At 73.3% G+C, this 19,339-nt stretch carries 15 protein-coding genes and 1 tRNA gene; 11 read left to right on the top strand and 5 right to left on the bottom strand.

What is annotated here, in order from left to right; translation table 11 throughout:
• Nucleotides 1-191 precede the first annotated feature (191 nt).
• Complete coding sequence (locus ACTEI_RS34805; protein WP_239082179.1) at nucleotides 192-1,187, top strand: hypothetical protein; 996 nt, start codon at nucleotides 192-194, stop codon at nucleotides 1,185-1,187.
• Nucleotides 1,188-1,220: 33 nt separating this feature from the next.
• The gene (locus tag ACTEI_RS34800; RefSeq protein ID WP_239082178.1) at nucleotides 1,221-2,372 is read left to right on the top strand and encodes an outer membrane protein assembly factor BamB family protein; all 1,152 of its coding nucleotides are present in this window, start codon (nucleotides 1,221-1,223) and stop codon (nucleotides 2,370-2,372) included.
• On the opposite strand, the gene ACTEI_RS34795 is transcribed toward ACTEI_RS34800, so the two are convergent.
• Entirely contained in the window at nucleotides 2,369-3,448 is a 1,080-nt protein-coding gene (locus tag ACTEI_RS34795; RefSeq protein ID WP_239082177.1) for an ROK family protein, read from the bottom strand. The genes ACTEI_RS34800 and ACTEI_RS34795 overlap by 4 nt on opposite strands.
• A gap of 97 nt (nucleotides 3,449-3,545) precedes the next feature.
• Here ACTEI_RS34795 and ACTEI_RS34790 point away from each other — a divergent pair, with 97 nt between their 5' ends.
• The gene (locus tag ACTEI_RS34790) at nucleotides 3,546-4,775 is read left to right on the top strand and encodes an MFS transporter (protein ID WP_239082176.1); all 1,230 of its coding nucleotides are present in this window, start codon (nucleotides 3,546-3,548) and stop codon (nucleotides 4,773-4,775) included.
• Nucleotides 4,776-4,991: 216 nt separating this feature from the next.
• On the opposite strand, the gene hisC is transcribed toward ACTEI_RS34790, so the two are convergent.
• Nucleotides 4,992-6,074 carry a histidinol-phosphate transaminase gene (gene hisC / locus ACTEI_RS34785; protein ID WP_122981510.1) on the bottom strand — a complete coding sequence of 361 codons (1,083 nt, stop codon included), beginning with the start codon at nucleotides 6,072-6,074 and terminating at the stop codon, nucleotides 4,992-4,994.
• Nucleotides 6,071-7,210 (bottom strand): RDD family protein, encoded by a 1,140-nt coding sequence (locus ACTEI_RS34780; RefSeq protein ID WP_122981509.1) that lies wholly within the window; start codon nucleotides 7,208-7,210, stop codon nucleotides 6,071-6,073. The genes hisC and ACTEI_RS34780 overlap by 4 nt, the downstream gene beginning before the upstream one ends.
• Nucleotides 7,211-7,431: 221 nt before the next feature.
• On the opposite strand from ACTEI_RS34780, the gene ACTEI_RS34775 reads away from it, so the two are divergent.
• From ACTEI_RS34775 to ACTEI_RS34765, 3 genes are all read left to right on the top strand, one after another.
• Nucleotides 7,432-7,917 (top strand): Lrp/AsnC family transcriptional regulator, encoded by a 486-nt coding sequence (locus ACTEI_RS34775; RefSeq protein ID WP_122981508.1) that lies wholly within the window; start codon nucleotides 7,432-7,434, stop codon nucleotides 7,915-7,917.
• Between the two features lie 63 nt (nucleotides 7,918-7,980).
• A complete protein-coding gene (locus ACTEI_RS34770; protein ID WP_122981507.1) occupies nucleotides 7,981-9,261 on the top strand; it encodes an outer membrane protein assembly factor BamB family protein in 1,281 nt (426 codons plus the stop codon).
• A 72-nt stretch (nucleotides 9,262-9,333) separates the two neighbouring features.
• Nucleotides 9,334-11,004, top strand: coding sequence for a fumarate hydratase (locus ACTEI_RS34765; protein WP_122981506.1), 1,671 nt, complete (start codon nucleotides 9,334-9,336; stop codon nucleotides 11,002-11,004).
• Between the two features lie 193 nt (nucleotides 11,005-11,197).
• Here the strand turns inward: ACTEI_RS34765 and ACTEI_RS37595 are convergent, their stop codons facing one another.
• The gene (locus ACTEI_RS37595; protein WP_164466232.1) at nucleotides 11,198-11,704 is read right to left on the bottom strand and encodes a hypothetical protein; all 507 of its coding nucleotides are present in this window, start codon (nucleotides 11,702-11,704) and stop codon (nucleotides 11,198-11,200) included.
• Nucleotides 11,705-11,951: 247 nt separating this feature from the next.
• Here ACTEI_RS37595 and ACTEI_RS34750 point away from each other — a divergent pair, with 247 nt between their 5' ends.
• The 4 genes from ACTEI_RS34750 to rlmB all read left to right on the top strand — a co-directional run bounded on the left by ACTEI_RS34750 (nucleotide 11,952) and on the right by rlmB (nucleotide 17,660).
• A complete protein-coding gene (locus ACTEI_RS34750; protein ID WP_372443205.1) occupies nucleotides 11,952-13,307 on the top strand; it encodes a class II fumarate hydratase in 1,356 nt (451 codons plus the stop codon).
• A 79-nt stretch (nucleotides 13,308-13,386) separates the two neighbouring features.
• Nucleotides 13,387-15,042 carry a S8 family serine peptidase gene (locus ACTEI_RS34745; RefSeq protein WP_122981502.1) on the top strand — a complete coding sequence of 552 codons (1,656 nt, stop codon included), beginning with the start codon at nucleotides 13,387-13,389 and terminating at the stop codon, nucleotides 15,040-15,042.
• 78 nt (nucleotides 15,043-15,120) lie between these two features.
• Entirely contained in the window at nucleotides 15,121-16,536 is a 1,416-nt protein-coding gene (cysS, locus tag ACTEI_RS34740; protein ID WP_122981501.1) for a cysteine--tRNA ligase, read from the top strand.
• The gene (gene rlmB, locus ACTEI_RS34735; RefSeq protein ID WP_122981500.1) at nucleotides 16,536-17,660 is read left to right on the top strand and encodes a 23S rRNA (guanosine(2251)-2'-O)-methyltransferase RlmB; all 1,125 of its coding nucleotides are present in this window, start codon (nucleotides 16,536-16,538) and stop codon (nucleotides 17,658-17,660) included. Before cysS ends, rlmB begins: the two co-directional genes overlap by 1 nt.
• 274 nt (nucleotides 17,661-17,934) lie before the next feature.
• Here the strand turns inward: rlmB and ACTEI_RS34730 are convergent.
• A tRNA-Thr gene (locus tag ACTEI_RS34730) sits at nucleotides 17,935-18,008 on the bottom strand.
• 137 nt (nucleotides 18,009-18,145) lie between these two features.
• Here ACTEI_RS34730 and ACTEI_RS34725 point away from each other — a divergent pair.
• Complete coding sequence (locus tag ACTEI_RS34725; protein ID WP_122981499.1) at nucleotides 18,146-19,234, top strand: ABC transporter ATP-binding protein; 1,089 nt, start codon at nucleotides 18,146-18,148, stop codon at nucleotides 19,232-19,234.
• Nucleotides 19,235-19,339: the final 105 nt, after the last annotated feature.

Raw genomic sequence — 19,339 nt, 5'->3', positions numbered from 1 at the left:
GGGGCCGGACGGGCCTGCCGGGGCCGGACGGGCGTGCCGCACACGCCGTGCCCGTGCCCGGGGCGCGCCTCCGGACCCCGGGGATCCGCGCCGAGAAATCGCTGCCCACCGGGCTGACCGTGGGATTGGCCGGCGGGGCGGTGTGACCACACTGTTGTCCGGCTCCCGGATGGTCCGTTAGGTTCGAAATCGTGTCGACGATGATGCCTCCGCTGTACGCCGGGCTAGTCGATGACGCGTCCCTGCTGCCGCCCAGTCCGATCGGTCTGGCCGAGGCCGCGGCGAAACATCGCGAGCACACCACGGCGTGGTATTCGGGTCTGATCGGCGCCCTGCTGATTCCGGCCTCGGCGGTGGGCGCGGAGCCCGTACCGCGGCTCGCCGCCGCGTTGGTCGGTGACATCCCGGTGGGCGCGCTGCCGGCGATGGTGGAGAAACTGCGCGCCGCGGGCATGGTGGTCGAGCAGGTCGAGGCGGCGGTGGCCCGCCGCGGCGAGGATCCGCAGCCCGGCCTGGCCACGCTGCGCTCGTTCGCGGCCACCGAGACGGCCGGAGCCGCCGCGATCGGCGCCCGGAGCGAACCCGGGACCAGCGGCGAGAACGGCCCGGACCGGGTGGCCGGCGGGCGTGCCCCGGATCTGACGAACGGCGAGCCCGGCCCGCGGCGGGCGGGCGGCGAGCCCGGCCCGGACCGGGCGAGCGGCCTGCGGGTCTGGGCGGAGATCCCGCTGAGCTGGGGCCTGCTCGGCGCCCTGGACGCGGTCGCCGAGGCGCGCCGGGAGGGCCTTCCGCTCGCCCCGAAGTTCCGGGTCGGCGGGCTGGCCGCCGAGCTGTTCCCGACCCCGGTCGAGCTGGCCGCGGTGATCTGCGCCTGCCGTGACCGCGACCTGCCGTTCAAGCTGGCCGCCGGCCTGCGGCACGCCACCCGGCACACCGACCCGGAGACCGGGTTCACCCATCATGGTTTCCTCAACGTGCTGGTCGCCACGCTGCTCGCGGCGGACGGCGGGGAGGTGGCCGAGGTGGCGGAGGCGCTCGCCGCGACCCATCCGGTGCCGTTGGTGGAGCCGGCCCGGTCGCACCGCGACGACGCGCGGCCGCTGTTCGCCGGCTTCGGCGCGGCGAACGTCGTCGAGCCGCTCACCGAGCTGGTCCGGCTCGGACTGGTCAGCGGTGGGTACGAGTGATCGTCCGGAAGTGAACCTGGAATACTTTCGCCCGTGACCCGGGTGCTGCTGCGTGCTTCGGTGGCGGTGCTCCTGCTGCTGGCTACGGTTCTGGTCGGATGGCGCATCCTGCGGCCGGCCGAGGTGCTGGACACCGCGACCCGGCCGTACCCGCTGGAGGTGGTCTCCGCTCCGGGCGTGACCGGGCGGATCAACGTGGCGCCCCTGATCATCGAGGACCGGTTGCGGGTCTACGCCGCCAAGCACCAGGTGCGCGCCGACGAGCCGATCTGGGGCAAGGCGGTCTACACGTCCCGGTGGTCGCTGCGCCGCTGGCCGGAGCAGTTGAGCGGAGTCGTGGCGGAGGGCGCCACGGTGGTCAGCCGGTGGTCCGACGGCGCGGTGATCGCGCTCGACGGGCGTACCGGGAAGATCGTCTGGCGGGCCGGCGGTCCGGCGGCGCCGGACTACGCCGGCCACCGGACCGGCGCCGCGGCGGTGTGGAACCCGCCGGGTCTGCGGATCGCCGCCGGGACCGTCGTGGTCACCGCGGACCAGACCCTGCTGGGGTACGACGTGAGCACCGGCGCCCGGCGCTGGAGCGTCACGGTCCCGGCCGGGTGCGCGGACGGCTTCACCACCACCGGCGGCGTGTACGCCTGCGCGACCGGCGCCTACGACCTGGCCACCGGACGGCCCGCGGCGGGCTGGCCGGCCGGGCCGTTCACCCCGGTCGGCTGTTCGGTGGCGCGCTCCAACTGCGCCGGTGTCCGGGACTCGGCGGGCCGGGGCTGGCTGACCGGGCCGGGCACGCCGCGCCGGGCGGTCGCGCTGGACCGGGCGGACGCCACGGTCGCCGCCGGGACGATCGTGTCGGCCGGGGACGGCGCGGTGACCGCCGCCACCGCCGAGGGGGCCACGACGTGGCACCGGCCGGGGCCGGCGCGGGTGCTGGGCGGCACGTCCAGCGCGGTGCTGCTGCTGACCCCGGAGCACTGGCTGGTCGGCGTGGACGCGGCGACCGGTGCGGAGCGGTTCCGGTACCACCTGGCCTACGGCCGGGAGGACGACCGGTGGGACATCGGCGGCCTGATGATCGCCGAGCACTACCTGGCGATCGAGCGGCTGCGCGAGGACGGGCCGGACGATCCGGAGTCGCCGCTCTACTACTACACGCTCGACACGGTGCTGGTCGCCGCGTACTAGGCGAGCCGGGGCAGCAGCGCGGACCAGGCCTCCTCGGCGGCCCCGGCGATCGGGCCGTGGTCGCCGAGCGCGGCGGTCACGATCGGTGGCGGCGACCGGCGGTGGATCGACATCAGGCCGTCCCGGTAGGCGGCGCCGATCTCGTCCGGGGCGGTGGCCAGCAGGTCGGCGCCCAGGCCGCCGAGCGTGACCAGGTCGGCGTCGAGCCCGTTGACCAGCCCGGCGATGCCCCGGCCCAGGGTCGCCGCGACGGCCCGGACCGCGGCCGCCTCCGGCGTCGTGGGCGCGGTGGCGCGGGACGCGGTGGCGATCACCCGGCGGGCGTAGGTGATCGCGTCGACCGGGGCGGGCTGGCCCAGCAGCCGGGCCAGCGCGTGCCCGTCCACCGCGATCCCCCAGCAGCCGCGCGCGCCGCACGGGCAGCGGACCGCCGGATCGCCGAACGGCATGTGGCCGAACTCGCCGGCCGCGCCTCGGGCGCCGATCACCGGGCGGCCGCCGTCCACCACGGCGCCGCCCAGGCCGGCCTCGATCCGCAGGTGCAGGGCGACCGACGCGCCGACCGCGGCGCCGCGGTGCGACTCGGCGGCGGCGGCCAGGGTGGCGTCGTTGCCGGCCACGAACACCTCGGCGTCCGGGCAGAGGGTGCGCAGATCGACGTCGTGCCAGCCGGCGGTGACGGCCCGCAGGCGCAGGTCGGGGGAGACCGTGCCGGGCGCGGAGATGCCGGCGGCGCGCAGGCGAGGCCCGTACCGGCGGCGGAGCTCGTCGATCGCGGCCCGGACCGGGCCGCGGACCCCGGCCCAGGTGGCGCCGGCGTGCCGGCCGTGCCGTTCCGCGGCGGTGGCGCCGCCCAGCTCGACCGCCTCGACCCGCCAGGTCTCCGGGGTGATCGCGACGGCGAGAACCAGCGGGCCGTCCGGGTGCGGCAGCAGCACGGTGGTCGGCCGGCCCCGGGTGCCGCTCGGTGCCGCCGGGCCCTGGGTCAGCAGCGCGGCCCGGCTCAGCTTGCTGACCAGCTCGGTCGCCGCGCCGGTGCCGACGCCCAGCAGCCGCGCGGCGTCCGCCCTGGTCACGCCCGGACTGTGGTGCACCACGCGGAGCAGTTCGGTCGAGCGCGTCGTCACATCCGTCCCCCTGTTTATGCTCTTGCTACGAGCTTATTGTGGGGAGGTGCAACTCCACCGCCCCCCGCTGGTCGTTCTCGGCGCCTCCGCCTTCTTCTACGTCGCCGCCGAGACCCTGCCGGTCGGCCTGCTGCCGCAGATCTCGGCCGGCCTGCACGTCAGCGAGGCCCGGGTGGGCCTGCTGCTGACCAGCTACGCCCTGGTCGCCGCGCTCAGCACGATCCCGCTCACCGCGCTGACCATGCGGATCCCGCGGCACACCCTGATCGCCGCCACGGTAGCGATCTTCGCGGTCTCCCAGGCGGCCGCGGCCTTCGCACCCACCTTCCCGGTGCTGGCGCTGTCCCGGCTGATCTGCGCGCTCGCGCACGGCGTCTTCTGGTCGGTGATCGGACCGATCATCGCCCGGCTGGCCCCGCCCGAGCAGGTCGGCCGGGCCACCGCGCTGACCTTCCTGGGCAACTCGCTCGCCATCGTGCTGGGCGTGCCGCTGGGCACCGCGCTCGGGCAGTGGCTGGGCTGGCGGTTCGCGGTCGCGCTGATGGCCGTCGGTGGCGCGGTCTGCGTGGCGCTGCTGCTGGCGGTGCTGCCCCAGCTGCCGCCGCTGCCCCGGGACATGGCGGCCGGGCCCGGACGGCAGTTGCGCAACGCGGTCCGGATCCTGCGCGACCGGCGGGTGGCGCGGCTGTGCCTGGTGACCGCGGTGCTGGTGATCGGGCACTTCACCGCGTACACGTACATCGCGCCGCTGGTCCGCCGGGACGCCGGGCTGGACGGGACCGCGCTCAGCGCCCTGCTGCTCGGGTACGGCGTGGTCGGACTGGTGACGACGTTCCTGGCCGGGCGGCACGTCGACCGGCGCCCCGGCCCGCTGCTGCTGATCCTGCTCGCGGTGCAGGCGGGGGCGGTGGCCCTGCTCGCTCCGGTGCTCGGCGCGGCGCCGACGGTGCTGGCCACCCTGCTCTGGGGCGGCGCGTTCACGGCCATCCCGGTCTTCCTCGGGGCGGCGCCGATGCGGGTCGCGCCGACCGCCCGGGACGCCGCCTCCGCGGTGTACGTGGTGGCGTTCCAGATCGGGATCGGCGGCGGGGCGTTCGTCGGGGAGCGGCTCGTCGCGGCCGGCCGGCTCGGCACGCTGCCGCTGCTCGCCGCCGTGCTCGCGGTGCTGGCCGGACTGCTGGTGCTGGCGTCGCGGGAGGTCTTCCCGGTCCGGATCAGCGCCGCGGAGCACCACCGGGCCTCCGCGGCGGCCACCGCGGACACCCGTCAGGCGTAAGCGCGCGCGGAGCCACCGCCGAGCGCCACCGCGGACCACCCGTCAGGGATAAGCGCGCGGAGCCACCGCCGAGCGCCGCGGACACCCGTTAGGGGTAAGCGCGCGCGGAGCCGCCGCACCTTGCCGGCGCGGCGGTAACGTCATCGACGGCCGCAAGGAAAGCCTGGCCGGCCCGCGGCGGATTCGCGGACCGGCCAGGTGCGTCGCGGCGGCGGGTCAGGCAGCCAGAGCCGCCTCCGCCGCGGCCAGGAACGCGTCGTTCTCCTCCGGGGTGCCGATGGTGACGCGCACGCCGTCCGGGTGGAAGGCGCGCACGATCACACCGCGGCTCTCGCAGGTGGCGGCGAACGCCGCGGTCCGCTCACCGATCGGCAGCCAGACGAAGTTCGCCTGGCTCTCCGGCACGTCGACGGACAGCTTGCGCAGCGCCTCGGTGACCCGCTCGCGTTCCGCGGTGACCAGGGCGCAGCGGCGGATCACCTCGTCCTCCTGGCGCAGCGCGGCCAGCGCCGCCGCCTGCGCCACCAGGCTGGTGGAGAACGGGGTCAGCACCTTGCGCACGACCGCCGCCACCTCCGGCTGGGCGACCAGGTAACCCATCCGCATACCGGCCAGGCCCCAGGCCTTGCTCATGGTGCGCAGCACCACGACGTTGGCGCGGTCGCCGTAGGTGGCCAGGCCGTCCGGCACGCCCGGGTCGGTGACGAGTTCCCGGTACGCCTCGTCGAGCACCACCAGCACGTCCGACGGCACCGCCGCGAGGAACCGGTCGAGCTGCGGCCGGTGCAGCGCGGCGCCGGTCGGGTTGTTCGGGTTGCACACGAAGATCAGCCGGGTGCGGTCGGTGACCGCGTCGGCCATCGCCGGCAGGTCGTGGCCGTGTCCGGGGGTGTTCGGCACCCGCACGCTGGTCGCGCCCGCCCCGGCCGCGACGATCGGGTACGCCTCGAAGGACCGCCAGGAGTAGAGCACCTCGTCGCCGGGCAGGCAGGTGGCCTTGACCAGGATCTCGGCCAGCGCCACCGAGCCGCAGCCGGTGACCACCCGGTCGGCGGCCACCCCGAGACGCTGCGCCAGGGCGTCGCGCAGGGCGAGCACGCCCATGTCCGGGTACCGGTGCATCTGCCGGGCGGCCTCGGTGACCGCCTCCACCACGCCGGGCAGCGGTCCGTACGGCACCTCGTTGCTGGCCAGCTTGATCGCCTCGGCGATGCCCAGCTCGCGGGCCAGGTCGGCGACGTTGCGACCGGGCACGTAGGGGGGCAGCGCGTCCAGATCGGCGCGGGTCAGGCGGGTCATCGTGGTCCTCCTGGGTGGTCGCCGCGCGGCGCGGCCTCGACGGTCGGTTGGGCGCGCGGCGGCAGCGCCACGACGACGGTCCGGGCCGCCTTGTCGTGCCAGGCCTGCCGCAGGCGCGGGTCGAACGTGGGGGAGAGCGAGTCCAGCAGCTGGATCACCACCCCCACCAGGCACCACCAGAGCAGCGTCCACATGCCCAGTTGCGCCCAGCGGGCGAACGCGCGCCGGAAGCCGATCGGGGCGGTGCTGTCCAGCCCGACCACCTTGATGCCCATCAGCCGCTTGCCGAGGGTCTGGCCGCGCCCGCTGATGGCCGGCGCCTCGTAGCCCAGCCAGAGCAGGGTGGCGAGCAGGATGACGGCCATCTGCAGGGTCTGCATCCGGGCGGTCGGCTGGATCATGGCGGGGTCGCCGCCGGCCATGATCTGGTCGACGTACTGCGTGTAGATCGGCCAGAAGTCCTGCCACCACTGGTAGGCGAACCAGCCGTTGACCACGACGTTGAGCAGCAGCACGACCAGGATGTCGATCAGCCGGGCGAGCAGGCGCTGGCCCAGGCCGGCGAGCGGCAGGCCGTGCGGGCGGGCCTCCGGCACCGGGTAGAGGTAGGCGTGCGGCGGCTGCGGCGGCTGCCACCCCTGCGGCTGCTGCCAGCCGGGCGGGGACGGCGGCTGTTGCCAGCCGGGCGGGGACGGCGGCTGTTGCCAGCCGGGCGGGGACGGCGGCTGTTGCCAGCCGGGCGGGGGTGGCTGTGCCCCGGGCGGGAGGTGTGCTCCCGGCGGGGGCTGTTGCCAGCCGGGCGGGGGTGGCTGTGCCCCGGGCGGGAGGTGTGCTCCCGGCGGCGGCTGCTGCCAGCCGGCCGGGGGCTGGCCGGCCGGGGGGATCCAGCCGGGCGGCGGGCCGTAGCCCGGATGGCCCGGGTGACCCGGATGTGGTTGCGGCGCGGCGTACGGCTGCGGGGTGGGCGGCGCCGGTGGCGGCGTCGGCGCGGGCGGTTCCGCCTCGACCGCGGGCGGCCCGTCCGGTGGCACCGCGTCGGCCGGGATGGCCTGGCCCAGCCAGCCCTCACCGTCCCAGTAACGCTGGGTGCTGGTGTCGGCCGGGTCTTTGTACCAACCCGCGGGAAGGGAACTCATGCGCAAACCTTTATCACGACAATCTGACGGTTCCCTGCGCGCAGGTCACGTCACAGGTCGCCGCGGCGCTCGATCACCTCGAAGGATACGGCGGGCCGGGTGGGCCGCGGCCGGCCGGTGAGCCGGCGGACCCGCGTCGAGATTGACGGGCCGCACCCCGATGGGCAACAGTCCCATTCCGTCCTGGTCAATCTGAACGATCGGTAAGGTGAGGGGCGGGGATGACTGAACACACTGTCCAGCTCGACGAGCTCGACGCGCGACTGATCGCCATGCTCGCCGCCGAGCCGCGGATCGGTGTGCTGGAGCTGTCCCGGCGCCTCGGTGTGGCCCGCGGCACGGTGCAGGCCCGGCTGGACAAGCTGACCGCCCGGGGCGCGATCAAGGGCTTCGGCCCGGACGTGGTGCCGGCCGCGATCGGTTTCGGCGTGATGAGCTTCGTGACCCTGGAGATCAGTCAGCGGTACGGGCACGACGCCGTGGCCGACCACCTGGCCGAGATCCCCGAGGTGCTGGAGGCGCACACGATCACCGGAGGTGGCGACATCCTGTGCCGGATCGTGGCCCGCTCGAACGCCGACCTGCAACGGGTGATCGACAAGATCGTCGGGTACGAGGGCATCCGCCGGGCGCACACGATCATCGCGCTGGCCGAGCTGATCCCGTACCGGACGGTGCCACTGGCCCGGGCGGCAACTCGGATATAAGCCCACGACACGGGCTTTCTACGCTCCTGTGGAGAGGTGGATCGGGCTCACTAATGTGCCCGCATGGCCTCCTCCGGAGCGGTGAAGGGTCTCACGCTGGTCGCCGCCGTCACCGTCACCGTGCTGGCCGCGACCGGGATGTGGAACCCGTTCCCGGGCCTGTGGAAGTGGATCAGCACCAGCGGGCCGCTCGCCCCCGGCACCCGATGGCAGCAGCAGCTCGGCGGCGCGCCGCAGAGCGTGGCGATCGCCGGCGAGTCGGTGATCGTCGAGTACCGCACCTCGGTCGAGGCGTACAACCTGACCACGGCGGTGCGGCTGTGGGAGGCCGACGCGGACTGGGCCACGGTCGCCGGGCGCGGCGCGGACGCCGTGGTGGTCACCGGGCGCCTGCTCACCAAGGGCTACCAGGTGCTGGACCCGCGCACCGGCACGGTACGCCGGTCGGACACCGAGGCCACCGCGGTCTGGACCTACCAGAACGGCATCGTCGACCTGCGCTGTGCGGACGGCGACGACTGCCGGCTCACCGCCTGGGACCCGCGGGCCGGCACGCGGCTCTGGTCGGTGCCGACCGGCGGGATCGGCTTCGTGCTGCACGCGGCCAACCCGGACCTGCCGGACGCCCGCCGGCTCGGCAGCGCCGACGTGGACGACGACGCGGCCGGCCCGGCGGTGATGCCCGGCCTGCTCGGGATCCCGGACGACGGCCGGATCCGGGTGGTCGACACCGCCCGCGGCCGCGTGGCGCAGACCGTGCGGCCGGGTGCCGGCCAGCGGATCGCGGTGGTCGGCGGCCGGGTGCTCACCGTCACCGGCACCGCCCGCGACGGCACCTGCTATTACGGCGTGGTGGCCACCTCGCCGCCGAGCGGCCGGGTGGTGTGGAAGCGCGACGGCCTGAACCTGCGCACCGCGGAGAGCGACTGCCGGCCGGAGCGGGACCCGGCCGGTGGGTACGACGTGCTGCTCGGCGTGGACCCGTACGGCCGGCAGGAGCTGATCAGCGGGTCGGACGGGCGGATCCTCTGGTACGGCGACCGGAGCGCCGAGGTGCTCGCGGTGGACGACCGGTACGCGGTGATCCGTTCCGGCGACACGATCCGCGGCTGGTCGTTCGCCAAGGGCCGGATGGTGTGGCGGCAGAACGGCCGGGCGAAGGCGGGCGCGGCGGTCACCCCGCACGCGGTGATCGTGGTCTCGTCCGGACGGGTGACGGCCCTGGACCCGGCGTCCGGGGCGGTACGTGCCGATGTGCGTACCGACGCGAAGGTCTTCACCGCCGGACCCGGCGGTTTGCTCCTGGTTTCCGGGCGCGACATGGCGTATCTGCCGTACGGCTGACCGGCGCGGCATCGACACCCGCCGGGTGCCGGGTTCGCATCGCCCGGGCCCGCTGCCCTAGGCTTGCCGCTCATGAGCAGAGGCGCCGCTTTCACCTACTCGCCGCTCTTGCCGACCGGCGACGACCTGACCGAGTATCGCCTGGTCACGGACGAGGGCGTGGACGTCGTGGAGGGCCCGGGCGGGCGCCGCTTCCTGACCGTCGAGCCGTCCGCGCTGACCCAGCTCACCGCCGAGGCGATGCACGACATCGCGCACTACCTGCGCCCGGCGCACCTCGCGCAGCTGCGCTCGATCATCGATGACCCGAAGGCGTCGCCGAACGACCGGTTCGTCGCCCTGGACCTGCTGCGCAACGCGAACATCGCGGCCGGCGGCGTGCTCCCGATGTGCCAGGACACCGGCACCGCGATCGTGATGGGCAAGCGCGGCCGGCACGTGCTCACCGACGGGCGCGACGAGGAGGCCGTCGCGCTCGGGGTGTACCAGGCGTACACCCGGCTCAACCTGCGCTACTCGCAGCTCGCCCCGCTGACCATGTGGGACGAGAAGAACACCGGGACGAACCTGCCGGCGCAGATCGAGCTGTACGCGGAGGACCCGAACGGGCAGCCGGACGCGTACAAGTTCCTGTTCATGGCCAAGGGCGGCGGCTCGGCCAACAAGTCGTACCTGTACCAGGAGACCAAGGCGCTGCTCAACCCGCAGCGGATGATGCAGTTCCTGGACGAGAAGCTGCGCCTGATCGGCACGTCGGCCTGCCCGCCGTACCACCTGGCGATCGTGATCGGCGGGACCAGCGCCGAGCACGCGCTCAAGACCGCGAAGCTGGCCAGCGCGAAGTACCTGGACAACCTGCCCACCGCCGGCTCCATGCAGGCGCACGGCTTCCGTGACCTCGAGCTGGAGGCCGCGGTGCTGGAGCTGACCCGGGACTTCGGGATCGGCGCGCAGTTCGGCGGCCGGTACTTCTGCCACGACGTGCGGGTGATCCGGCTGCCCCGGCACGGCGCGTCCTGCCCGGTCGCCATCGCGGTCTCCTGTTCGGCGGACCGCCAGGCGGTAGCCAAGATCACCCCGTCCGGCGTGTGGCTGGAGCGGCTGGAGACGGACCCGGCCCGCTTCCTGCCCGACGTCACCGACGACCACCTGGAGTCGGAGCAGGTCGTCAAGATCGACCTGAACCGGCCGATGGCCGAGATCCGCGCGGAGCTCAGCAGGTACCCGGTGAAGACCCGGCTGTCGCTGACCGGCCCGCTGGTGGTGGCCCGGGACATCGCGCACGCCAAGATCGCCGAGCGGCTGGACGCCGGCGAGCCGATGCCGCAGTACCTGCGCGACCACGCGGTCTACTACGCCGGCCCGGCGAAGACCCCGGAGGGGTACGCGTCCGGGTCGTTCGGGCCGACCACGGCCGGGCGGATGGACTCGTACGTGGAGAAGTTCCAGGCCGCCGGCGGCTCGATGGTGATGCTCGCCAAGGGCAACCGGTCGGCGCAGGTGACCCGGGCCTGCCAGACCCACGGCGGGTTCTACCTCGGCTCGATCGGCGGTCCGGCGGCGCGACTGGCCCAGGACTGCATCCGGCACGTCGAGGTGCTCGAGTTCCCGGAGCTCGGCATGGAGGCGGTCTGGAAGATCGAGGTGGCGGACTTCCCCGCCTTCATCGTCGTCGACGACAAGGGCAACGATTTCTTCGCCGAGGTCACCAAGCCCGTCCTGAGCATCGGTTCCCGGACGTGACCGGGCCCGTCGGCGGGTGACCGGCTCCCCCTGGGCCGGATGACCGTGGGGAGGCCGCCACGTGCGCGTACGGACCGACCGCCGCGCCGACCTCGCGGTCATCCGGCCGAGGCTCGGCACGTCCTCGGCCGCGGCCCGGTCGTTCCCCGGGCACCGGGAGCGCGACGGCGCCGGGCGCCATGCGGCCGGCGGGTCAGGCGCAGTACCCGGCCACCGGGCTCAACCATTCGGCGAGCTGCGGTTTCAGCGTCCGGTCCAGATCCGTGGTGCTCCTGATCCTCTTGATGTACGCGCGGTCCTTGGCGCTCGCCTCCAGCTTCCGCGCCGAACTCTCGCCGGCGGCCTTGAGCTCCGGGTCCAGCGCGGCGCTGGTCTCCTTGCGGATCTGCCCGCCGGCCGATCTCAGCTCGGCCGCCGCCGCCTTCTCCGCCTCGGCGGCCTTGTCGGCCTGCTTCGCCTCCTTGTACGCGATCATCTTGCCGATCGCGGACCCGAAGTCGTTGAGCTCGCCGGTGAAGACCTTGTCCAGGCGTCCGCACACCTCCGCGGTGTCGGCCGAGTAGTCGGGCGCCGCGCTGGTGGCCGCCGTGGTGGGGGACGGGGCCGCCGCCGCGCCGGTCTCGTGGACCTCCGCATCGCTGTCGCAGGCGGCACCGGTCAGCAGCACGCCGGCGAGGACGGCCAGGATGGCGGGTCGCATCAGTGGATCCTCTTCGTCGGGGGGAGGCCGGAAACTCCGCCGACGGTACGTTCCGTTCCGGTTCCCGTCCAACCGGGCGGGAACGGTGGAGTACCTGCGGGGACCGCCCGCGGCGCCCGGCCGGACGTGGTCACCGGGACACCCGCCGAGCTCGCGAACGGCACGATCGACTGCGCCGTGCCTGCGGTCGAGAGAGGATGGTCCGGTGACGACTGACGAGAGCGGCTACCGGATCGAACGCGACACGATGGGCGAGGTGCGGGTGCCGGCCGACGCCCTGTGGCGGGCGCAGACCCAGCGCGCCGTGGAGAACTTCCCGATCTCCGGCCGTGGCCTGGAGCCGGCGCACATCCGCGCGCTGGCCCGGATCAAGGGCGCCGCCGCGCGGGCCAACGCCGAGCTCGGGGTGCTGGAGAAGGATCTGGCCGAGGCGATCGCGACGGCGGCCGCGCACGTCGCCGCCGGCGGTTACGACGATCAGTTCCCGGTCGATGTCTTCCAGACCGGTTCGGGCACCTCGTCGAACATGAACGCCAACGAGGTGATCGCCACCCTGGCGTCGCGTGCCCTGGACCGTCCGGTGCACCCGAACGACCACGTGAACGCGTCCCAGTCGAGCAACGACGTGTTCCCCTCCTCGATCCACCTGGCCGCCACCGAGGCGGTCAGCGACGACCTGATCCCCGCGCTGGAACACCTGGCCGGCGCGCTGCGCGCCAAGGCGGAGACCTGGGCCGACGTGGTCAAGAGCGGGCGCACCCACCTGATGGACGCCACCCCGGTCACCCTGGGGCAGGAGTTCTCCGGGTACGCCCGGCAGGTCACCAACGGCGTCGAGCGGCTCACCGCCACCCTGCCGCGGCTGGGTGAGCTGCCGCTGGGCGGCACCGCGGTGGGCACCGGGGTGAACACCCCGCCCGGTTTCGCGCCCGCGGTGATCGCGCTGCTCGCGCAGGAGACCGGGCTGCCGCTGACCGAGGCCCGCGACCACTTCGAGGCGCAGGGCGCCCGGGACGCGCTGGTCGAGGCGTCCGGGCAGCTGCGGGTGGTGGCGGCCGGCCTCTACAAGATCGCCAATGACATCCGGTGGATGGGCTCCGGTCCCCGGGCCGGGCTGCGCGAGCTGCGCCTGCCCGACCTGCAGCCGGGTTCGTCGATCATGCCGGGCAAGGTGAACCCGGTGGTGCCCGAGGCGGTCCGGCAGGTCTGCGCCCAGGTGATCGGCAACGACGCGACCGTCGCCTTCGCCGGCACCCAGGGCGACTTCGAGCTGAACGTGATGCTCCCGGTGATGGCCCGCAACGTGCTGGAGTCCGTCCGGCTGCTGGCCGCGGCCGCCCGCCAGCTCGCCGACCGGTGCGTGGTCGGCCTGGAGGCGAACGAGGAGATCGCCCGGGGGTACGCCGAGGGCTCCCCGTCGATCGTCACCCCGCTCAACCGCTTCCTGGGGTACGACGAGGCCGCCGCGATCGCCAAGCAGGCGCTGGCGACCAACCGGACCATCCGCGAGGTGGTGATCGAGCGCGGGCACGTGAGCGCCGGCACTCTAACCGAGGAGCAGCTCGATCAGGCCCTTGATGTTCTGAAGATGACAAGGCCGTGAAATAGACTCTCCTCGACCTTGCCATGAACGATCTTTCCCGATGGGATGCGAAGACCAACTCCCAGGAGGAGCGCATTCCATGAGAAGACGTCTCGCTACCGGAGCCGTCGTCACCTTGACGGGTCTGGCGTTTCTGACCGTGGTCCCCGGTTCCGCCGTGGCGGAGCCGACGGCCGCGGTCGACTACACGGTGGTCGCCGCCGACGGGGTCTCCGCGTCGGACGCGGCTGCCGCGATCAAGGCAGCCGGCGGCACCGTCGTGAGCGGTAACGACGCCGTCGGCGTGTACCGGGTGACCTCGACCGACGCCAAGTTCGACACCAAGGCGACCGCCTCGCCCGCCCTGATCGGGGCGTCCGAGCGCAAGGCCATCGGGTACGCGCCGAACGGTCTGGAGAGGGTCGAGCACGGTCTGAAGGCGGGCGGCAAGGGCAAGGGCAAGGGCCCGGCCAAGGCCGACCCGCTGGACGACAAGCTGTGGGGCCTGTCCATGATCCGGGCCGACAAGGCCCGCAAGATCGAGAAGGGCGACCGCGGCGTCACGGTCGGCGTGCTGGACACCGGTCTGGACGCGTCGAACCCGGACCTCGGCCAGAACTTCAGCACCCGGCTGTCCCGCAACTTCGCGCCGGACATCGTCGCCATCGACGGTGAGTGCGAGACCGCGGGCTGCCTCGACCCGGTCGGCACCGACGACGGCGGGCACGGCACGCACGTGGCCGGCACCATCGGCGCCGCGCTCAACGGCACCGGCCTCTCCGGTGTCGCGCCGGACGTCACCCTGGTCGAGCTCAAGGGCGGCCAGGACTCCGGGTTCTTCTTCCTCGACCCGGTGGTCAACGCCCTGACGTACGCCGGCGACAAGGGCCTCGACGTGGTCAACATGTCGTTCTACGTCGACCCGTGGCTCTACAACTGCACGGCCAACCCCGCGGACAGCCCCGAGGACCAGGCCGAGCAGCAGGCGATCATCACCGCCATGAAGCGGGCCCTCAACTACGCGCACGCCCGGGGCGTCACGCTCTTCGGCGCGCTCGGCAACAACCACGAGGACCTGGGCAAGCCGCGGACCGACGTCTCCAGCCCGGACTACGGCGGCGACCCGTACTCGCGGCCGATCGACAACTCGTCCTGCTGGGACCTGCCGGTCGAGGGCCCGCACGTGATCGGCGTGTCGGCGGTCGGCCCGTCCACCCGCAAGGCGGACTACTCCAACTACGGCCTGGAGCAGATCTCGGTCTCCGCGCCGGGTGGGTTCGCCCGGGACGGGTTCGGCACCGACACCTACAACACGCCGGGCAACCGCATCCTCTCCAGCTACCCGCTGAAGGTGCTGAAGGAGGAGGGGCTGGTCGACGAGGCCGGCAACATCACCCCGGCCGGCGAGAGCACGGTGTTCAAGGACTGCACCAAGGCCGGCCAGTGCGGTTACTACACGTACCTGCAGGGCACCTCGATGGCCACGCCGCACGCGGCGGGCGTGGGCGCCCTGATCGTCAGCCGCTACGGCCTGCCCGACCTCCGGCGCGGCGGCAAGATCCTGCTGCCGAGCGTGGTCGAGCGGATCCTGTACCGCACGGCCGTCGAGCACGCGTGCCCGGAGCCGCGCCTGCAGAGCTACGCGCAGGAGGGCCGCCCGGCCGAGTTCGACGCGCTCTGCGAGGGCGGGACGAACTTCAACGGGTTCTACGGCCACGGCATCGTGGACGCGTACGCGGCGGTCGGCGGCCGCTGATCGTCCCTCGACGACCGCCCCGTCCGTGTCCCGCGGGCGGGGCGGTCGTCCCCGGCGCCGGGTCGGTACCCTTGTACGGTGACTCTGCGCCTGTACGACACCGCGACCCGATCGGTCCGGGACTTCGTCCCGATGACGCCCGGTCAGGTGGGGATCTACCTGTGTGGCGTCACCGTGCAGTCACCTCCGCACATCGGTCACCTGCGGTCCGCCGTCAACTACGACGTGCTGCGCCGCTGGCTGCTGCACACCGGGCTGGAGGTCGCCTTCGTCCGCAACGTCACCGACGTGGACGACAAGATCCTGCAGAAGTCGCTGGAGCAGCAGAGGCCGTACTGGGCCATCGCCTACGCGAACCGGCTCCTGCTGGACCGCGACTACCGCGCGCTCAACGTGCTGGCCCCCACCTACGAGCCGCTGGCCACCGGGCACATCACCGAGATGCACGACCTGATCGCCGCGCTGATCGAGCGCGGTCACGCGTACCCGTCCGCGGCCGCCAACGGCGACGTCTACTTCGACGTCGGCTCCTTCCCGGAGTACGGCGCGCTGTCCGGGCAGAAACCGGACGACATGCGGTCGGCCGGCGACGCGCCGGAGCGCGACAAGCGCGACGTGCGCGACTTCGCCCTGTGGAAAGGCGTCAAGGCGGACGAGCCGCAGGACGCGTACTGGCCGTCCCCGTGGGGGCGGGGCCGTCCCGGCTGGCACATCGAGTGCTCCGCGATGGCCCGGCGCTATCTCGGCGACGAGTTCGACATCCACGGCGGCGGCCTCGACCTGACCTTCCCGCACCACGAGAACGAGCAGGCCCAGTCCCGGGCGGCCGGGCTCGGGTTCGCCCGGTTCTGGGTGCACCACGCGCTGCTGAACCTGGGCGACTCCAAGATGAGCAAGTCGCTGGGCAACGTGATCGACCTGACCGCGGTGACCGAGGCCGGCATCCGCCCGGTCGAGCTGCGCTACTACCTGGGCAGCCCGCACTACCGCTCGCGGATCGACTACACCGACGACGCGCTGCGCGAGGCCGCGGTGGCGTACAAGCGGATCGAGGGTTTCGTGCAGCGCGCGGCCGAGATCGTCGGCCCGGGCCGGCCCAAGGCGGTCCCGCCGGCGTTCGCCGAGGCGATGAACGACGACCTGAACACCTCGGCGGCGCTCGCGGTGGTGCACGACACCATCCGGGAGGGCAACACCGCCCTGACCGCCGGTGACGAGCCGGCGATCCGCGGCGCGCTGACCGCGGTCCGCGCCATGCTGGGGGTGCTGGGCCTCGACCCGCTCGACGACGCCTGGGGTGGCGGCGAGGGCGGCAACGACCTGAAGCCGGTGGTCGACTCGCTGGTCGCCCTGGCTCTGGAACAGCGGGCGCAGGCCCGGGCACGGAAGGACTGGGCGGCCGCCGATCAGGTGCGCGACCAGCTCAAGAACGCGGGTATTCAGGTGGAGGACACTCCGGCCGGTCCGCGCTGGACGGTAGGAGAGCAGCACTGATGCCGGGTAATTCACAGAACGCGAGCAAGCGGGCGACCGCCAAGAAGGGCGCCCCGGTCGGCTCGGGCGGCAAGAACCGCGCCAGGCTCAAGGGGCGCGGCAAGACCCTGCCGGCCGACGAGCGGCCCTGGCACAAGGCGTACTCGGGCACCGAGAAACTGCCCGACAAGACCGCGCGCAAGCAGGAGAAGGAGCGCCGCGCGGCGGCGGCCGAGGGCCGCGCGCCCAAGGTCGGCATGCCCGGTACCAAGGACACCACGTGGGGTCGCGGCGGTGGCCGGGGCGCCGGTGTCAGCCGTCCCAGCGCCGTGCGGGGTGGCCGGGCGGCCGGTCCGCGCGGCCCGCGGGTCGCGCCGGGCCGCAAGTCCAACCCCACCAAGGAAGGCCCCGAGCTGCTGCTCGGCCGCAACCCGGTGGTGGAGGCGCTGCGCGCGCTGGTGCCGGCCACGGCGCTGTACGTGGCGCAGGGCATCGACATCGACGAGCGGGTCGCCGAGATCGTCCGGACCTCCGCCGACCGGGGCATCCCGATCCTGGAGGTCAGCCGCAACGAGCTGGACCGGATGACCGGCGGGGTGCTGCACCAGGGTGTCGGCCTGCAGGTGCCGCCGTTCGCGTACGAGGACTTCGACGACCTGGTCGCCGCCGCCCTGGAGCAGACGTCGCCGCTGCTGGTGGCCCTGGACGGGATCACCGACCCGCGCAACGTGGGCGCGGTGATCCGGTCGGTGGCCGCGTTCGGCGGGCACGGCGTGTTCCTGACCGAGCGGCGGGCCGCCGGCATCACCGCGACCGCCTGGCGCACCAGCGCCGGCGCGGCCGCCCGCGTGCCGGTCTCCCAGGTCGTCAACCTGACCCGGGCGATCAAGTCGGCGCAGAAGGCCGGTTTCACCGCGATCGGCCTGGACGCCGACGGCGAGACCGACCTCTACCAGCTGGAGGCGGCGATCGGGCCGCTGATCGTGGTGGTCGGCTCGGAGGGGCGGGGCCTGTCCCGGCTCGTCGGCGAGACCTGCGACCTGCGGGTGCGCATCCCGATGGCCTCCGACGTGGAGTCGCTGAACGCCAGCGTCGCCGCCGCCGTCACCCTCGCCGAGGTGTCCCGCCGCCGCATGCGGGCCTGACGTCGTACGGAAAAAGGGCCCGGCGATCAACCGCCGGGCCCTTTTCCATGTCTCCGCCAGCCGGAATTCCCCCGGCGTCGCCCCCAGCAGACCCGAGCGACTCCGGGCGTCACTTCCGCCGCACCGGCAGCAACCCGAATCGGGCGAGGAACGAAGCCCGACCCGGCCCAGCCGCCGCAACCTCCGTAACGCGGGGGTACGGGGGTCGGCCCCGGGCAGAATGCGTGCGCGGCCGAGGTCCGCGCACTCCGCGGACACCGGGCGGCCGCCGCCGAGCCCCCGGTCGGGATCGAACCGACGACCTCCCGTTTACAAGACGGGTGCTCTGGCCAGCTGAGCTACAGGGGCGAATGGCCTCAGCATAACGTCCCGACCCGCGGCCGCCATCTTGGCAGGTCGGTCAAAAACAAATACGGTGGCGGGGCTGTTCCTTCTACTCGGATCGTCCGGCACGTTCCTGCCGGTGGAAAGGAAGTCGATTCACCATGGCTACCGTCACGTACGAGAAGGCCTCCCGGATCTACCCGGGTTCCGAGCGCCCCGCGGTCAACGAGCTGAACCTCGAGATCGGCGACGGCGAGTTCCTCGTCCTGGTCGGCCCGTCCGGTTGTGGTAAGTCCACCAGCCTGCGCATGCTCGCCGGCCTGGAGGATGTCGACCGCGGCCGCATCCTGATCAACGACAAGGACGTCACCCACCTGCCGCCGAAGTCCCGTGACATCGCCATGGTGTTCCAGAACTACGCGCTGTACCCGCACATGACGGTGTACGAGAACATGGCGTTCGCCCTGAAGCTGCGCAAGACGCCGAAGGCGGAGATCGACCGCGCGGTCAAGGAGGCGGCTTCGCTGCTGCAGCTGGAGGAGTACCTGTCGCGTAAGCCGAAGGCGCTCTCCGGTGGTCAGCGTCAGCGTGTCGCGATGGGCCGCGCGATCGTCCGGCAGCCGCAGGTGTTCCTCATGGACGAGCCGCTGTCGAACCTGGACGCGAAGCTGCGTGTGCAGACCCGCTCGCAGATCGCCACGCTGCAGGCGAAGCTCGGTGTCACCACCGTCTACGTCACCCACGACCAGGTCGAGGCCATGACCATGGGGCACCGGGTGGCGGTCATGCTGGACGGCGTGCTGCAGCAGGTGGACACCCCACGGGCGCTCTACGACACCCCCGGCAACGTCTTCGTCGCCGGCTTCATGGGCTCCCCGGCCATGAACATCAAGACCGTGCCGCTGACCGAGGCGGGCGCCAGCTTCGGCGCGCTGACCGTCCCGCTGACCCGCGAGCAGGTCGCCACCGCGCAGAACGGCGGGGACGGCAAGGTCACCATCGGTTTCCGCCCGGAGGCCGCCGCCGTCGTCACCGAGTCGGCCGGCGCGCTGCCGATCAAGGTCGACCTGGTGGAGGACCTGGGTTCGGACGCGAACGTGTACGGCCACGCCGACCTGGCGGGCGGCTCGGAGCGGTTCGTGGTCCGGACCGAGCGGCGCTACATGCCGCACATGGGCGAGACCGTCTACATCAAGCCGAACCCGGAGGCGATCCACGTCTTCCACGCCGGTACCGGCGTCCGGGTCTGATCTGACGTTCCACGGTGAGGCCGCCCGTCGCCGGGCGGCCTTTTCCGTGGGTACGGACGTTCTCCGCCGGCCGGGAGCGGTCCGGACCGGCGGGACGGCGTCCGT

Origin of the sequence: Actinoplanes teichomyceticus ATCC 31121 (assembly GCF_003711105.1) — a bacterium.
GTDB classification, from domain to species: Bacteria; Actinomycetota; Actinomycetes; order Mycobacteriales; family Micromonosporaceae; genus Actinoplanes; species Actinoplanes teichomyceticus.
Note: the sequence above shows the minus strand (reverse complement) of the source record. Positions and strands in the feature narration are given on the sequence as shown.

What these genes read in the sequence shown, in the direction of transcription:
- hisC (WP_122981510.1), bottom strand. Translation starts at nt 6,074, where the DNA reads ATGACCCGCCTGACCCGCGCCGATCTGGACGCGCTGCCCCCCTACGTG.
- ACTEI_RS34780 (WP_122981509.1), bottom strand. Translation starts at nt 7,210, where the DNA reads ATGAGTTCCCTTCCCGCGGGTTGGTACAAAGACCCGGCCGACACCAGC.
- ACTEI_RS34775 (WP_122981508.1), top strand. Translation starts at nt 7,432, where the DNA reads ATGACTGAACACACTGTCCAGCTCGACGAGCTCGACGCGCGACTGATC.
- ACTEI_RS34770 (WP_122981507.1), top strand. Translation starts at nt 7,981, where the DNA reads ATGGCCTCCTCCGGAGCGGTGAAGGGTCTCACGCTGGTCGCCGCCGTC.
- ACTEI_RS34765 (WP_122981506.1), top strand. Translation starts at nt 9,334, where the DNA reads ATGAGCAGAGGCGCCGCTTTCACCTACTCGCCGCTCTTGCCGACCGGC.
- ACTEI_RS37595 (WP_164466232.1), bottom strand. Translation starts at nt 11,704, where the DNA reads ATGCGACCCGCCATCCTGGCCGTCCTCGCCGGCGTGCTGCTGACCGGT.
- ACTEI_RS34750 (WP_372443205.1), top strand. Translation starts at nt 11,952, where the DNA reads ATGGGCGAGGTGCGGGTGCCGGCCGACGCCCTGTGGCGGGCGCAGACC.
- ACTEI_RS34745 (WP_122981502.1), top strand. Translation starts at nt 13,387, where the DNA reads ATGAGAAGACGTCTCGCTACCGGAGCCGTCGTCACCTTGACGGGTCTG.
- rlmB (WP_122981500.1), top strand. Translation starts at nt 16,536, where the DNA reads ATGCCGGGTAATTCACAGAACGCGAGCAAGCGGGCGACCGCCAAGAAG.
- ACTEI_RS34725 (WP_122981499.1), top strand. Translation starts at nt 18,146, where the DNA reads ATGGCTACCGTCACGTACGAGAAGGCCTCCCGGATCTACCCGGGTTCC.